Raw genomic sequence first — 15,566 nt, 5'->3', positions numbered from 1 at the left:
TGAGACTTCCCATCACTTCGAGTGAGTAAGATCCCTCAGAGACGATGAGGTTGATAGGTCCGAGGTGGAAGCGTGGTGACACGTGGAGCTGACGGATACTAATAGATCGAGGACTTAACTAATTAATTCTGATGTAATGTTGATGTAGAGCTCTTATTTAGTTTTTAGGGTATAAAATTACAAAAAACCCTTGCATTTTTTCTTGAAAATGCATATAATATATTTTGTCTTTCAATTTAAGGACATGTCTGGTAGCATTAGCGGAGAGGACACACCTGTTTCCATGCCGAACACAGTAGTTAAGCTCTCCAGCGCCGATGGTAGTTGGGGCTTTGCCCCTGCAAGAGTAGGACGCCGCCAGGCTATTTTTTATATATTTTTTTATAACAGTAAATAATCACGTAGCATAATGAGTACAATACATAACGTCATATTACTCTGATAAATACTAACAAATTATTCCACAGTAGCTCAGCGGTAGAGCAATCGGCTGTTAACCGATCGGTCGTAGGTTCGATTCCTACCTGTGGAGCCATTTTAATGCTTCCATAGCTCAGCCGGTAGAGCACCACCATGGTAAGGTGGGGGTCAGCGGTTCAAGTCCGCTTGGAAGCTCTTACATTTAACATCTATTTCCCAAGGGATTTAGGTGTTTTTATTTATGAAGAACATTCGATTAATGTATTATAAGTATTAGGATGGAGTGGTAAAATGTCAGCACCAAAAGAAGTAAGGAAGCAACGCAGAGAACAAATTGCTAGTGAAATTATTTCATCAAAAGAAGCTTTGGAGATATTAGGCGTTTCTCGTATGCGATTAAGCCAATATGTAAATGACGGAAGGATAAAACCGATTAGAAGTGGTATATATTTAAAAGATGACATTGTGGCTTTTAAAGAAGCATTTCGAGAAGCGAGATCAAATAATGAATGGTTAAAAACGTTTGAATAGACGTTATGCATATTGACTTTTTTAAGGTATCTTTATCGATAAGGTTTTTAATATAAATAGACAGGTGGTTTTTTAAATGGGGAGTGGACTATCGTTGCTTATAATATTAGCAATTGTAGTAACTATAGCTGAAGTGTTTGTGGCTTACTTTTTGATCAAGAAACATAATATGAAAATCTGGCAATCTTTGTATACCTCATTACCGGTCATTGTAATTGTTTGGGTAGTAGCTATTATGTATTCCTAACTATAAATCAACACGCAACTAGGATAGTTAGTTGCGTGTTGATTTTTCACGCTTAAGTAATTTATAAATCTGTAGCTGAACAAAGAAGGCAATAAATGCTAACACACAAAGGTTAATATAATACCAAATACCACTTCCAAGCATATCAAGTGGTGTGCTGGCTGTAGGTGTATGGGAAAGATACAGGTAATTGGAATTCAAAAATGGGTTAATAAAGAAACCAATTATAATAGCATACAGTAATAGGTATCCATAGACTTCAAGTAGTGATTTAAAATTAATCTTTAAGGAACTGGTTGCTACAAGAAAAATACTTGTCCATGATATGGCAGTATGATGGACAAAAAACTTCCAAAAGCGATAGTGCGGAAAGTCATACGGCAACTCTGGAGTAACTAATGCCAGGAAAGCTGGGATAAGACCAATAAAAAAAGTGACTTGTATAAGCTTCCTGTTGTGAGTAACTAACGCAATTGCTCCTGTTATACCTGCAACTCCGCAAAGATGTAATGGTGTGTGTTCCTGTAAGCTCCATATTCCAGTTAATGCTGTCCATGTTTGATAGGATACTTCTGAAAAAATTAACAGAATAAATAAGAACCAACGAATTGTATTGTATAAATATGTATTAGATAAGATCTTTTTAAGAAATATTATAAATAGCATTATTCCTAATAAATATATAAGCAGCATAACAATGTGACTAATGCCAAATGTAATAAATGGCTCGCCACCCAAACTTAACCAGTTCCCCATATAATCCCCCCATATTGTTTAGAAAACTTGGCTTATCGCCAAGGCTTAATATAGATAAGCCTTCGTTGCACTTATGCAGTGAGAAAGGATTTATACTTTCTCAACTGCTAAAATCATGGCCTAATTCCCATTATATTGGTATCAAAAGTATTTGAAAATAAAGAATTCCTTTTTCCCCTTTACAAAGATGCTTAATCTGTATATAATAAAATTCGTCAGTTTATGACAATCCTTTTTGGAAATCAGAAATAATAAATGTTTTCTTACTGCATAAGTGCATCTAAAATGTGTAATAACTTTATTACATAAACCATTGTAAGGCCCGTTGGTCAAGTGGTTAAGACACCGCTCTTTCACGGCGGTAACACGGGTTCGAATCCCGTACGGGTCACCATTTTATTCTTTTAATAGTCAGCACCCCAAGATATTACATAGGAGGATTAGCTCAGCTGGGAGAGCACCTGCCTTACAAGCAGGGGGTCGCAGGTTCGAGCCCTGCATCCTCCACCATTTATATGCCGGTCTAGCTCAATTGGCAGAGCAAGCCGTTAGCTTCACCGAGTAATCTACCATGTGCAGGTTTGCGAGGAGTGCGGCATCGCCGAAAAGACATGCAACACGACGAGCACACAAACTGAAAAGCACATCAAGACAATTAACACTATCTAAATATATGCCGGTCTAGCTCAATTGGCAGAGCAACTGACTTGTAATCAGTAGGTTGGGGGTTCAATTCCTCTGGCCGGCACCATTTTTTTATGTATAATTTATAGAAATGTAGTTAAAATATGGAGGGGTAGCGAAGTGGCTAAACGCGGCGGACTGTAAATCCGCTCCCTCAGGGTTCGGGAGTTCGAATCTCTCCCCCTCCACCATAATATACTTAATTAATTGGGCTATAGCCAAGCGGTAAGGCATCGGGTTTTGATCCCGTGATCCTAGGTTCGAATCCTGGTAGCCCAGCCTTTTTTTATTTTATGAGGTATTTCGGGAAACATTCCTTATATGAGCCATTAGCTCAGCTGGCAGAGCATCTGACTTTTAATCAGAGGGTCGGAGGTTCGAATCCTCCATGGCTCATCAATTTATATGAAAAAACACTAGCGTAAATACATAACACATATTATAATAGCAGATAAACAAGGTCGTTATGATTACCAACAACCTTGTTTATTTGCATTTTGTACTGTTTTTTTACATAATAGATACAGTAATTTAATCATTAATAAAAAAATGAACAATTTGACATATATAAATTATGCTAGTTAAAAGGATGAGATGGTATGAAAACTTCTAGATTCCCTGGTTTTTACAATATGACTGTTGAGGAACGCAGACAGTTGTTGACTACGATGGACACGTTCACTGATGAAGAAAAAGATTATTTGTTTTCAAACGAACCTCTTCCAACTGACACGGCGGATAAAATGATAGAAAACGTAGTCGGGACTTTTCCGCTTCCATTAGGATTAGGATTGAATTTTTTAATTAATGGGAAAGAATATGTAATACCAATGGCAATTGAAGAACCATCTGTTGTTGCTTCAGCAAGCTACATTGCAAAAACTGTCAGAAATGCTGGCGGGTTTACTACAGAGGCGACAGATCGCGTTATGATTGGTCAAATTCAAGTGGTAGGCTGTCCGGATTTTAAAGCAGCGAAAGAGGCTGTTTTAAAGGAAAAAGATGCATTGATTGCTGATGCTAATGCCGCATACCCCAGTTTAGTAGCTAGGGGGGGTGGTGCAGAAGATCTAGAAGTTAGAGTATTAAATGAAGAGTCAGACTCAAAATATGGTCAAATGCTTATTCTTCACGTTTATATAAATACTTGTGACGCAATGGGGGCAAATATCATTAACACAATGGTTGAGTCACTTGCTCCGACAGTTGAGACTATTACGGAAGGGAAAGTATATTTACGGATCCTTTCTAATTATCCAGATCGTTGTCTTGCACGTGCGCGTTGCGTTATTCCACCTGAATTATTACAGACAGGCAGTTACACTGGTGAAGAAGTGCGTGATGGCGTTATTCATGCCTATGAGTTTGCCGCATCGGACCCCTATCGCGCTGTTACCCACAATAAAGGGATAATGAATGGTATTGACCCCATCGTTATTGCAACCGGTAATGATTGGCGTGCTGTTGAAGCTGGGGCCCATGCGCACGCAGCTAGATTCGGGAAATATAGTTCGATGACAGAATGGTCGAAGGATGAGGACGGAAATTTAGTTGGTGAATTAGAACTCCCTATGTCTGTCGGGACTGTAGGCGGTTCGACCCATGTTCACCCAATTTCTAAACTTGCATATAAAATTTTAGACGTTGATTCAGCACAGGAGCTTGCACAAGTTATAGTTTCTGTTGGACTTGCACAAAACCTTGGTGCACTTAAAGCCTTAGCAACCGATGGTATTCAGAAAGGTCATATGGCTTTACATTCTCGCTCTGTTGCTATAGCAGCAGGAGCTACAGGGGAGATGATTGATATCATTGCTGAACGATTAGTTGATGAAAAAGAAATCCGTGTTGGAAAAGCTAAAGAAATGGTGGAAGAATATATAAAATGAGTGCAGAAAAAGCAACAACATCAGAACAAACAGCTATAGGTATAGCTCATAGTAAATTGATCTTAATCGGGGAACATGCAGTTGTACACGGACAACCTGCTATTGCGCTTCCATTCCCGTTAGTAGGGGTGGAATCAGTAATTGATTATGTTCCAGGCTCGGTAAAGATTGATAGTACGTTTTACCATGGTCCGCTTGAATCTGCACCAGAGTCGCTGGAGGGGCTTGTAAATTGTATTAAGGCAACCTTAAATTATCTTCAGTTACCATGTGAGGATCTTTTGATACGAATTAAATCATCCATACCACCTGGAAAAGGACTAGGATCAAGTGCTTCAGTGGCTATTGCGGTAGTGAGATCACTTTTTGCCTATAACAATCAGGACTATTCAGAAGATGAACTTCTGACCTTAGCTAACATTTCAGAAACGTATGCTCATGGAGTGCCTAGTGGTATCGATACACTAACAATTACTTCCGATTGTCCAGTCTGGTTTGAGAAGGAACTGCCTTCTGATTTTATTGAACCTAAAGGTGATTTTCATTTCATTGTTGCCGATTCAGGCAGAATGGGTGATACGCGTTTAGCTGTTGAGTCCGTTGCGAACCTGTTCAAATCAGCTCCAAGAAGAATACAGGCTAAGCTTGACCGTATAGGTGAAATTACGCATCGAGCAAGGCATGCGCTTGAGAGTGCGAGCAAGCATTTATTAGGACAGATGTTAAATGAAGCACAAAAAGAACTGGAAGCTCTAGGTGTAAGCGATGCAGGCTTGAACAGGTTAATCTACTTTGCAAGGCAGGAAGGTGCCTTAGGTGCCAAATTAACTGGAGGCGGAAATGGCGGTTGTATAATTGCCTTAGCACGTAATGAAGTACACTCCAGACAGCTAGCTGAAAAGCTGAAGAAATTCGGCGCACACACGGTATGGCCTTTTGTTTTAAGAAAGAAGCCTGAATAAGCATAAACATTAGAAAACCTGGCTTATCATCAAGTCTTAGTTGCATATATGCAGTAAGATAACTGCGATACAGAGGGGATATACAATGAAGGCATCAGCCAAAGCACATACAAATATTGCCTTAATTAAATACTGGGGTAAACGAGATGAATCATTAATACTTCCGATGAATAATAGCCTCTCATTGACGTTAGATGGATTTTATACAACGACTACTGTTGATTTTAGAGAATTGTTAACAGAGGACAGTTTTTATCTGAATGATCAACCTGTAAGTGGTGTGGAATATGACCGAGTAACATCATTTTTAGACCTGATCCGGGAGTATGCAGGAAAACCGAATTTATTTGCAGAAGTTCATTCTACTAATTATGTTCCAACAGCTGCTGGATTTGCATCATCAGCATCAGGATTCGCTGCATTGGCAACAGCCGCTGTCAAATCGCTTGAACTTAAGATAAGTGATGAAGAACTTTCCATCTTAACCAGACAAGGGTCAGGGTCAGCCTGCAGATCAATTTATGGTGGCTTTGTAGAATGGGAAAAAGGAGACATGTCTGATGGCTCTGATTCTTATGCTATACAGGTAGCACCTGCAAGTCATTGGGATATTCGCGTCGCTGCAGTCGTTTTATCCTCCTCAGCTAAGAAGGTGCTGAGCCGGGAAGGGATGAAGCGGACTGTCGATACGTCTGCTTATTATTCCAGCTGGGTTAAAAGTATTCCAGAGGATCTCCGTAACATTAAAGAGGGTATAAAGAACAGGGATTTTGAGAAAGTAGGAGAAATAGCTGAGGCAAACTGTCTTAGAATGCATGCCACTACTTTGGCTGCCAATCCACCTTTTACGTATTGGCATGACACGACGCTTGCTGTAATGCGAGCTGTTCAGGAACTGCGTGAAAACGGGGCTTCAGCATATTTCACGATTGATGCTGGTCCAAATGTAAAAGTTCTTTACCTGCCAGAAAACGAAGAAACGATACAAAGTACGCTCCGTGAAATACCTGGGGTAGATGACGTTATTGCAAGTCGAGCTGGTCAAGGAGTATCCTATATTTAGCAGTTAAGAAAGTATAAATCCTTTCTTACTGCATAAGTGCAACTAAGCTTCCGCCCATTAAGGCTTGCACTCCAGAGTATAAGGGGTTCTAAGAAAGCAAAATACGGTTTCATAAGAATCCCTTTAACGAAAGCCAAGTTTTATAAGGAGTTGAAACGTATTGCCAACTACACCATTGAGCCTTAAAGTCCCTGGGAAGTTAATGATAGCGGGGGAATTTGCAGTACTTGAAGCCTATCAAAACCTAGTCGTTATGGCGGTTGATCGTTTTGTTTATGTGACATTAACACAACAGGATGAAAACCGTCTTTCTTTGCTGAACTTCGAATTAGCTAACCTCGAATGGACCTATGATGAAAAAAAGGTCAACATAAAGACAGCTGACAAGCGTGTAAAGTTTGTTGAAGATGCTATGTCGGTCGTATATACATATTTAAAAGAAAAGAACATCTCCCCAGCCAACTTTCATTTAGAAATCCGCAGTGAACTTGATGACGAATCCGGTCGTAAATATGGTTTAGGTTCTAGTGCCGCTGTCGTTACTTCTGTGGTTGCTGCCATTTTAAAAAAATATCTCCCAAAAGAGTCATCGGCTAAATTGATTTTTAAGTTAGCAGCTATTTCGCATGTGAAGACACAAGGAAGTGGTTCAGGTGCTGATGTTGCTGCATCATCTTATGGAGGGTTTATACAATATGCCTCATTTCAAGCAGAATGGCTGCAGCACGAATACAAACAGGCAGAAACCATTCATGAATTAGTGGAAAAGGATTGGCAGTATTTATCTCTTAATCCGATTAAATTACCAGATAATACTCACATGTGCATTGGCTGGACAGGAACCCCTGCATCAACCGGGAAGTTAATCGATAAAATCAAACTACTTAAAACAGAGAATAATAAACAATACGAGCAATTTCTTAATGAAAGTAATGAGGCAGTCAGCACCTTTATCAATGGAGTTACTGAGGAGGATGCTGCACTTATTATTGAGGGTACAAAGCGGAACAGACAAGCGTTAGCTACTGTTGGAAAGCAAGCTAATGCAGACATTGAAACCCCACTGCTGCAAAAGTTGTGTGATCTGGCTGAACAGCACGGTGGGGCAGGTAAACCATCTGGAGCAGGTGGTGGTGACTGTGGGATTGCATTTCTGCCATCCGAAGAAAAGGCTCAGCAGCTAATGAATGCCTGGAAAGAGGCAGGAATTAAACCGTTGGATATTCAACTTTATAAGGCTGGTGCAGCCGAAATATAAAGCAGGACTGTCTTTTTTTTAGACAGCCCTGCTATTTAGTTACGCTAATAAGTCTTCGGCTATTTTCGATTCGCTGCATTTCAACAGTTCCTGTATAAATTTTGATGTAAAGTAAAAAAATGAATGGGTGATCATTCATTTTATCTTTAAAATAATATAAGCTGCCAATACTCATCTCATTATGGCATAAGTGTAAGTATATAATTACTAAACTCAATTAACATGACCCTAAAGTTTTAATCCAGCAATCAATTATCAGTGTATATATATACATATTTTTGTCGAGTTGAGTCATTGCCTGTTTTTTGGCTAAAATAAAAAGGTAGAGGAGGAATTCAGATGAAGAAAAATATGTCTATAATTGGCGTGCCGATGGATCTCGGACAAAGTCGACGTGGTGTTGATATGGGACCAAGCGCCATCCGATATGCGGGCGTTGTTGAAACGCTTGAAAATTTAAACTACGATATTAAAGATCTGGGTGATGTGCCGGTTTCCCGCCCTGATAGTAAATATGAGAAACAGGAAGATAATTTACGAAATTTACAACAGGTGGCTGATGCAAATCAGAAGCTTGCAGAGATGGTCGACAAGGAAATTACCAGTAATCATTTCCCGTTAGTGTTGGGTGGCGATCATAGCATTGCTATTGGAAGTCTAGCAGGTATAGCGAAGCACTATGAAAATTTAGGTGTAATCTGGTATGACGCCCACGGTGACTTGAATTCAGGTGATACATCACCATCTGGTAATATTCACGGCATGCCACTTGCTGTAAGTTTAGGAATCGGGAATGAAAAGTTAACGAATATACTTGGCTACCAGCCAAAAATCAAGCCTGAGAATATCGTGATTATAGGTGCCCGTTCACTTGATCCGGGGGAAAAGGACCTGATTAAAGAAAGTGGCATAAACGTATATTCCATGCATGAAGTGGACCGCTTGGGAATGCCAGCTGTAATGAGTCAGGCAATAGATTACTTAAAGAATCGTACAGATGGAGTTCATTTGAGTCTGGATTTGGATGGTTTGGATCCTGAGGAAGCCCCTGGTGTGGGTACACCGGTAATTGGCGGGTTATCCTATCGTGAAAGCCATCTAGCAATGGAAATGCTTGCAGAGTCCAATATCCTTACCTCTGCAGAATTTGTTGAAGTAAATCCAATCTTGGACCACAAGAATAAAACGGCAACTGTTGCTGTCGGCTTAATAGGTTCACTGTTTGGTGAAAAGTTGAAGTAAGTAGTTTTGTAGTACAAATTGAATATTGAGTAGAATGGAGCATTGAATTGCAAAGCAATTTGATGCTCTTTTGGCAGTTAAGAAACTAACATAGCTGTCGAATACGTAGCCACCATCTATTATAAACATGAATTTGTAATCGAAATAAAGAGGTGTTTCCATATAACAGGTTTAAGGTTTTGCGGACACCAGAGACCTTATTTAGCACAAATGCCTCTATTAGCCATGGTTTAGGTAAAATAAGGGCTTCGGCTTCACACCGCTAACTGGCTAAAATCAACGGTATATTAGGGTAAAAAAGGCAAATAACGGAACGAGGATCCGGACCCATGCTCCGAACGCGGTTTTTGTAACAAATAACGGAACCAGGATCCGACTTCTTAAGGTTAGTTGGACAATTGTTAAAATATCGCTATTAGTGCAATGATAATGATCGCTGAGTCAGCAATAATATGAACAAGCCATGAATTAAAGATATTGCTGGACTTTTCATTGAGCCAGTTAAACACTAAACCTATTGTAAACAACCCAAATAGCGCTAACAGAAATAATCCGATGTTGAACCAGGTGAGAAAGATTGCTGTATGGTAGATTGCGAACAAAAATGATGAATAGATATAGGCAAATAGCCGATGGTCATGCTGTAAATTTTTAAATATAAATCCTCTGAAAAAAATCTCCTCTAAAAATGAATTGCCTACTATAATATAAATACTAATAAATAAAAAAGTATCTCCAGTAATGTTCTTTTGTGCCAGGTTTTCACTAATTTCAGCGAAGTCGATGTGATTTTTTAAACCAAGGTACGCCCCTATAAGAATGAGGAAAGCTCCAATTCCCAAACCGGCGCTTATTTTTAATCGTTTGATATCCATTCTATGTGTCGCTAAATATGCGGTGTTATTTTTAGTTATGTAATGGAAAATAATTAGTACGAGAAAGAAAATGAACACTTTTGCTATCGTTTTATAGATATATTCGAAAGAGAGAATTTGCTCAATGATAAATAATAACGTAATAGATATTGAGCTTAGTAAGACAATCAATTTTTTATCAGTCATGAAAACACCTGCTACACCTTTTCTTTTTATTATAACATCCTAGCCAGAAAAAAAAGACATCCATTTTGCATGTCTTTTTACCCTATTTCTCTCTGTTTTTGACGAGTTTAATAAGATATGAAGTTACTATTGTATTCATTTAGAAGCTTGTCTAATTTTTTGCTGGTTTGAATTACAACTTCAGTGGTCAATCCATGGGAGTTGCTTAAAGTGATTAGGGTATCACGACAATCCTCAATTTTTTCTAATAATATTGAATTGTTTTCCACAAAACTTGCCTCCAATCTAGTATAATATATTTTGTAAATACCCAATAAATCATAAATGTAAACAATTTACATATAAATTTTTGAAACCTTACATATTGTTATTTCGTATATGTAAAATACCGCATAGTAAGCGGAGGTACTAATAATGGACTTGGTAATTAAAGAGAAAATAAAACGGGTTAAAAGAGGGGATCAATCCGCCTTTGAAGATGTTGTCTCATTTTATCAAAATAAAATTTATCAGCATGTTTATCGGATGCTTGGAAATCAACATGAGGCGGAAGACATTGCACAAGAAGCGTTTATTAGGGCGTATATTAACATTCATTCTTTTGATGAGCGGCGCAAGTTCTCGACATGGCTATACCGAATTGCCACTAATTTAACAATTGACCGAATACGAAAACGCAAGCCTGACTACTATCTCGATGCTGAAGTGAAAGGGACTGAAGGCTTGGATATGTATTCACGGCTTGCGACTGATGAGCCATTGCCTGAAGAGGAAGTAGAAGGATTGGAATTGCAAAACCATATCCATCAGGAGATTTCTACACTTCCCCCCAAATATAGAGGTGTGATTATTCTTAGGTATTTAGAAGAGTTTTCGCTTCAGGAGATTAGTGACATTCTGGATATTCCGCTGGGGACTGTAAAAACCCGAATCCATAGGGGCCGTGAAGCATTAAGGAAAAAGCTTCGCCATGTGTAAAGGAGTGTGATCAACTTGAACTGTAATAAAGACGCTATAGAGTTAATGCATAAGTATTTGGATGGTGATTTAACCAAAGAAGAGGAAGCGAAATTGCGCGGTCATTTAGAAGGGTGTGAAGACTGCCAAAAGCACTTTCACGAGTTGAAGCGCACAATCACCCTCGTCCAAAGTACAGAGAATATTTCTGCGCCAGCAGATTTTACCGCTAAAGTGATGAGAAATTTACCATCTGAAAAGAAACATGTAAGGTATAAGCGCTGGTTTAAAGCACATCCGATAGTTACATCGGCAGCAATCTTTTTCATCTTTATGTTTAGCGGTATTTTTTCAGCTTGGAATCAGCAAAGTGAACTGGTTGTCTCCAAGCAGGAAAATTTGGTTATTCAAGGTGATACCGTTATTGTTCCGGAAGGAGTTACCGTATCTGGGGACTTATTGGTCAAAAACGGTCATCTGAAGATAGATGGAACGGTTGATGGTAATGTAACTTTAATAAATAGTGAACTTATAGATGACTCGATTGAAGGGTCCGGACTTATGGCATCGGCTGGAGAAGTAAATGGAGAGCTGAAAGAGGTAGATCGAATATTTGAATGGGTCTGGTTCCACTTGAAGGATATGGTTGAAAGTATTTTTTCATTGGGACTAGTCTCGAATACAAATTAGAAAAATGCCTGGGGTGAAATCCAGGTTTTTTTGTGCTCGGAATATAACATGATACAATGGAAAATATGATATAATGGATATACTATTATTACGTATAGATAGGAAGGAACCATATGTGCGGAAGGAAGTGTGAACATGCTTGATGGGGGATTTGATTTTTTAACCCTGTTGAAAATCGTCATAGATATTGCTCTCGTCTGGTATGTTTTATATAAATTAATCATGTTAATTCGAGGTACGAAGGCAATTCAGCTCTTAAAAGGGATTGTTGTCGTATTGGCTGTATGGCTGTTAAGTATCGCATTTGATTTACATACGATTCAATATATAACAAACCAGGCAATTGACTGGGGTTTTGTTGTCATAATTATATTATTCCAGCCAGAGCTTAGAAGGGCTTTGGAACAGCTTGGCCGTGGGAATATGTTCTCCAGAGGGTCTAAATCGGAAGAAGAGATACTGGAACAGAAAATTGAAGCAATTGTGCAATCGAGTACATATATGGCTAAGCGTCGTATTGGTGCCTTGATTTCAATTGAGCGTGAGACCGGTATTGGTGACTACGCAGAAACTGGTATTCCAATAAACGGCAGGCTTACACATCAACTACTAACGAATATTTTCACACCTAACACACCATTGCATGATGGAGCGGTAATTATTAAGGATGAGGAAATTATGGCTGCAGCCTGTTATTTGCCATTATCTGAAAGTCCGTTTATTTCAAAAGAATTGGGTACGAGGCACCGGGCTGCAATGGGTATCAGTGAGGTGACAGATGCAGTTACCATCGTTGTATCTGAAGAAACCGGCAACATTTCATGTACGAAAAACGGCGAATTAAAGCGAGAATTGGACCGCGAGGATTTACGTAAATATCTTCGTGATAATTTATCATTATCATTAAGAGCCCCTGAATCTAAGTCACGAAATCAGAGGGGGAAAGAAAATGGATAATTGGTTTAAGAGTCGATGGTTTGTCCGTGGTATTTCATTATTCTTTGCTATAGTCCTGTATGTCTTTGTGCAAGTGGAAATGGACCAATACCAAAATGATTCTCGAATTCCGGGTAACAATGAAGGTATTCAGTCAGTGGAGAATGTCCCGATAAATATACGGATTGATGAAGATAATTATGTTGTAAGTGGTGTACCAGAATTTGCAACTGTTTCGTTGGAAGGCCCAACAGGTACAACGACTGCAACAGCACGACAACAGAACTTTGACGTATTTGTCGACCTGCAAAATCTGGAGGAAGGGACACATACAGTAGAGCTGCAGCATAGTGGCGTGCCAGATGAACTCACAGTATATATTGAGCCGAAAACAATTGAGGTTATAATTGAAGAGCGGGCATCGGAAGAGTTTGATGTAGCGGTTGATTTTAGTAACGCTGAACAACTTCCTCAAGGCTATGAAATAGGTTCATCAGAGGTAAGTCCGCAAAAAGTAACGATCACAAGTTCAAGAGAAGTAATTGACAAAATAGCGATTGTAAAAGTTTTTGTAGATGTGGCTGGTCTTAAGGAAAATATAGACAGCAGAGAAGTTCCGGTTAATGTATATGATGCCAGTGGAAATGAGCTGAATGTTAGAGTGGAGCCAGAAAGTGTAGCTGTTTCTGCTGAAATTCAAAATCCGAGTAAAACCGTTCCGGTAACCTTATCGACAACTGGAGATTTACCTGAAGGGTATTCATTATCCTCAATATCTGCTAATGTAGATGAGGCAGAAATATTTGCAACAAGTGATGTTTTAGAAGGCATAAAAGAAGTATCCACAGAGGAAATTGATTTGTCAAAGATAAACGAATCAGGCACGATTAATGTTGGACTAGCATTACCAGATGGGGCGAATGCTCCGGAATTGGAGCAAGTCGAAGTAACAATTGAACTCGAGCAGACGAGAACAGTTGAGGATGTTCCGATAGATGTTGAAAATCTGGAGGATGGACAAGAAGTTTCGTTTGTTGAACCTGCAGAACCGGTTATGAATATAACTGTTGTAGGTAACCAAAGTGACGTTAGTGAACTTACAGCAGAGGATTTTCAGGTAACCGTAGATGCGGGAGGATTGGAGAGTGGGGAGCATCAGCTTCCGGTAACAATTGAAGGCCCTGAGAATAGTGAAGTAAATGGTCAGTTTGAACAGGTTACAATAGAAATTACATGATATATAGGGATTGTGCTTTATTGAAATGGATTAGGGAGTAAATTAAGTGCCCAATCCACAATGCTCTCACAATTGGTTAAATGGATGTAAAAGGAGAGATCCAACATGGGAAATTATTTTGGAACAGATGGCGTTAGAGGAGTAGCAAATACTGAATTAACACCAGAGCTCGCATTTAAATTGGGCCGTTTTGGTGGTTATGCATTAACAAGAGATGTGAAGAAGCCGAAAATTTTAATCGGACGTGATACACGCATATCTGGACACATGCTAGAAGGTGCCCTTGTAGCAGGACTGCTTTCTATTGGTGCTGAGGTTATGCGCTTAGGAGTTATTTCTACACCAGGTGTTGCCTATTTGACAAAAGCAACAAGTGCCGAAGCAGGAATCATGATTTCCGCTTCACACAATCCGGTTGAGGATAATGGTATTAAGTTTTTTAGACCAGACGGCTTTAAGTTAACAGACGATCAGGAGAACGAAATCGAGCAATTAATGGAGGCTGAGGATAATCTGCCTCGCCCAGTTGGTGCCGATGTTGGACTAGTTAACGATTATTTCGAAGGCGGACAAAAATATCTTTCTTTCTTGAAAGGGACAATTGATAATGACTTTGATGATATGCAAATAGCAATTGACTGTGCACATGGATCAACATCCAGTTTAGCTACACATTTATTTGCAGATTTAGAAGCAGATATATTCTCTATTGGTTCTTCTCCAGATGGTTTGAATATCAATGATGGTGTTGGATCAACCCACCCAGAAACATTACAGGCATTTGTTACTGAAAAGGGAGCCGATGTTGGGCTTGCCTTTGATGGTGATGGTGATCGCTTAATTGCAGTGGATGAAAAAGGGAATATTGTTGATGGTGATCAAATCATGTACATTTGCGGTAAGTTTATGAATGAAAAAGGTGTATTGCGCCATGACACAGTTGTATCTACTGTAATGAGTAATATCGGCTTTTATAAGGCATTAGAAGAAAATGGCATGCGCAGTGATAAAACATCAGTCGGTGACCGTTATGTAATGGAGGAAATGATTAGAGGTGGCTATAACCTTGGTGGCGAACAGTCCGGACATATCATCTTCCTTGATTATAATACGACAGGTGACGGCATGTTATCTGCAATTCAACTTATAAATGTTATGAAAGAAACCGGAAAGAAATTATCAGAGCTCGCAGATGAAATGGAAATTTATCCTCAAGTACTGAAAAATGTACGAGTGATCGATAAGAAGAGTGCACTAACAAATCCTAAAATCAATGAAGCAATCGAAGCTGTTGAAAAAGAAATGGACGGAGAAGGGCGTGTTCTTGTACGTCCATCCGGAACAGAACCGCTAGTACGTGTAATGGTGGAAGCACCAACGAAGGAAGCATGTGAAAAATATGCTGATCAGGTAGTCACAGTAATTGATGACCTGCTTGGGATGAAATAATAGTATGTCATGTGAAACGACCATCAAATTGTATACTTATTTGATGGTCGTTTTTTAGGCTCTAAAATATTTGTTGGGGTATTGGCAAAATTCCAACCAATAAAAAAAGCACGCAAGCTCCTTATTTGATAAACTTTGTTTATACCACTAAACAAAACAAAAAGGAGTTGCGTGTAATTGAATT

Annotated in this window: 15 protein-coding genes, 8 tRNA genes and 2 rRNA genes; 22 read left to right on the top strand and 3 right to left on the bottom strand. The window is 39.2% G+C overall.

Annotated features, from left to right (window positions below):
• The 6 genes from ACE1TG_RS19550 to ACE1TG_RS19525 form a co-directional block, all read left to right on the top strand.
• Positions 1-122, top strand: a 23S ribosomal RNA gene (locus ACE1TG_RS19550); the annotation flags it as partial.
• A gap of 125 nt (positions 123-247) precedes the next feature.
• Positions 248-363, top strand: a 5S ribosomal RNA gene (rrf, locus tag ACE1TG_RS19545).
• A 97-nt stretch (positions 364-460) separates the two neighbouring features.
• A tRNA-Asn gene (locus ACE1TG_RS19540) sits at positions 461-535 on the top strand.
• Positions 536-542: 7 nt separating this feature from the next.
• Positions 543-615, top strand: a tRNA-Thr gene (locus ACE1TG_RS19535).
• A 96-nt stretch (positions 616-711) separates the two neighbouring features.
• Entirely contained in the window at positions 712-951 is a 240-nt protein-coding gene (locus ACE1TG_RS19530) for a helix-turn-helix domain-containing protein (RefSeq protein WP_375054070.1), read from the top strand.
• A gap of 76 nt (positions 952-1,027) precedes the next feature.
• Positions 1,028-1,198 (top strand): hypothetical protein, encoded by a 171-nt coding sequence (locus ACE1TG_RS19525; RefSeq protein ID WP_375054069.1) that lies wholly within the window; start codon positions 1,028-1,030, stop codon positions 1,196-1,198.
• 27 nt (positions 1,199-1,225) lie between these two features.
• Here the strand turns inward: ACE1TG_RS19525 and ACE1TG_RS19520 are convergent, their stop codons facing one another.
• Positions 1,226-1,954 (bottom strand): YwaF family protein, encoded by a 729-nt coding sequence (locus ACE1TG_RS19520; RefSeq protein ID WP_375054068.1) that lies wholly within the window; start codon positions 1,952-1,954, stop codon positions 1,226-1,228.
• A 319-nt stretch (positions 1,955-2,273) separates the two neighbouring features.
• Here ACE1TG_RS19520 and ACE1TG_RS19515 point away from each other — a divergent pair.
• The 11 genes from ACE1TG_RS19515 (at position 2,274) to rocF (ending at position 9,052) form a co-directional block, all read left to right on the top strand.
• A tRNA-Glu gene (locus tag ACE1TG_RS19515) sits at positions 2,274-2,348 on the top strand.
• Positions 2,349-2,388: 40 nt separating this feature from the next.
• A tRNA-Val gene (locus tag ACE1TG_RS19510) sits at positions 2,389-2,464 on the top strand.
• Positions 2,465-2,629: 165 nt separating this feature from the next.
• A tRNA-Thr gene (locus ACE1TG_RS19505) sits at positions 2,630-2,705 on the top strand.
• Between the two features lie 39 nt (positions 2,706-2,744).
• Positions 2,745-2,829: transfer RNA gene (locus ACE1TG_RS19500), tRNA-Tyr, on the top strand.
• A gap of 17 nt (positions 2,830-2,846) precedes the next feature.
• A tRNA-Gln gene (locus tag ACE1TG_RS19495) sits at positions 2,847-2,917 on the top strand.
• Between the two features lie 44 nt (positions 2,918-2,961).
• Positions 2,962-3,034 (top strand) — tRNA-Lys (locus tag ACE1TG_RS19490).
• A gap of 203 nt (positions 3,035-3,237) precedes the next feature.
• Positions 3,238-4,527, top strand: coding sequence for a hydroxymethylglutaryl-CoA reductase, degradative (locus ACE1TG_RS19485; protein ID WP_375054067.1), 1,290 nt, complete (start codon positions 3,238-3,240; stop codon positions 4,525-4,527).
• Complete coding sequence (gene mvk, locus ACE1TG_RS19480) at positions 4,524-5,489, top strand: mevalonate kinase (protein ID WP_375054066.1); 966 nt, start codon at positions 4,524-4,526, stop codon at positions 5,487-5,489. Before ACE1TG_RS19485 ends, mvk begins: the two co-directional genes overlap by 4 nt.
• Before the next feature lie 85 nt (positions 5,490-5,574).
• Positions 5,575-6,552 carry a diphosphomevalonate decarboxylase gene (gene mvaD, locus ACE1TG_RS19475; protein WP_375054065.1) on the top strand — a complete coding sequence of 326 codons (978 nt, stop codon included), beginning with the start codon at positions 5,575-5,577 and terminating at the stop codon, positions 6,550-6,552.
• A 160-nt stretch (positions 6,553-6,712) separates the two neighbouring features.
• Positions 6,713-7,810: a phosphomevalonate kinase gene (locus ACE1TG_RS19470; protein ID WP_375054064.1), complete on the top strand. Its 1,098-nt coding sequence runs from the start codon at positions 6,713-6,715 to the stop codon at positions 7,808-7,810.
• A 339-nt stretch (positions 7,811-8,149) separates the two neighbouring features.
• Positions 8,150-9,052, top strand: coding sequence for an arginase (gene rocF, locus ACE1TG_RS19465; protein ID WP_375054063.1), 903 nt, complete (start codon positions 8,150-8,152; stop codon positions 9,050-9,052).
• A 401-nt stretch (positions 9,053-9,453) separates the two neighbouring features.
• On the opposite strand, the gene ACE1TG_RS19460 is transcribed toward rocF, so the two are convergent.
• Both ACE1TG_RS19460 and ACE1TG_RS19455 read right to left on the bottom strand, forming a co-directional pair.
• Complete coding sequence (locus ACE1TG_RS19460) at positions 9,454-10,113, bottom strand: CPBP family intramembrane glutamic endopeptidase (protein WP_375054062.1); 660 nt, start codon at positions 10,111-10,113, stop codon at positions 9,454-9,456.
• Between the two features lie 107 nt (positions 10,114-10,220).
• Complete coding sequence (locus ACE1TG_RS19455) at positions 10,221-10,382, bottom strand: Spo0E family sporulation regulatory protein-aspartic acid phosphatase (protein ID WP_375054061.1); 162 nt, start codon at positions 10,380-10,382, stop codon at positions 10,221-10,223.
• 145 nt (positions 10,383-10,527) lie between these two features.
• Between ACE1TG_RS19455 and sigW the strand changes: the two genes are divergently transcribed.
• The 5 genes from sigW to glmM all read left to right on the top strand — a co-directional run bounded on the left by sigW (position 10,528) and on the right by glmM (position 15,382).
• The gene (gene sigW, locus ACE1TG_RS19450) at positions 10,528-11,091 is read left to right on the top strand and encodes an RNA polymerase sigma factor SigW (RefSeq protein WP_375054060.1); all 564 of its coding nucleotides are present in this window, start codon (positions 10,528-10,530) and stop codon (positions 11,089-11,091) included.
• Positions 11,092-11,097: 6 nt separating this feature from the next.
• Positions 11,098-11,760: a zf-HC2 domain-containing protein gene (locus tag ACE1TG_RS19445; RefSeq protein ID WP_375054059.1), complete on the top strand. Its 663-nt coding sequence runs from the start codon at positions 11,098-11,100 to the stop codon at positions 11,758-11,760.
• Between the two features lie 135 nt (positions 11,761-11,895).
• Entirely contained in the window at positions 11,896-12,717 is an 822-nt protein-coding gene (gene cdaA, locus ACE1TG_RS19440; protein ID WP_375054058.1) for a diadenylate cyclase CdaA, read from the top strand.
• Entirely contained in the window at positions 12,710-13,933 is a 1,224-nt protein-coding gene (locus ACE1TG_RS19435; protein WP_375054057.1) for a CdaR family protein, read from the top strand. Before cdaA ends, ACE1TG_RS19435 begins: the two co-directional genes overlap by 8 nt.
• Positions 13,934-14,038: 105 nt before the next feature.
• The gene (glmM, locus tag ACE1TG_RS19430; protein WP_375054056.1) at positions 14,039-15,382 is read left to right on the top strand and encodes a phosphoglucosamine mutase; all 1,344 of its coding nucleotides are present in this window, start codon (positions 14,039-14,041) and stop codon (positions 15,380-15,382) included.
• Positions 15,383-15,566 lie beyond the last annotated feature (184 nt).

This window comes from Virgibacillus sp. JSM 102003 (assembly GCF_041949995.1).
Lineage (GTDB): Bacteria > Bacillota > Bacilli > Bacillales > Amphibacillaceae > Lentibacillus.
Note: the sequence above shows the minus strand (reverse complement) of the source record. Positions and strands in the feature narration are given on the sequence as shown.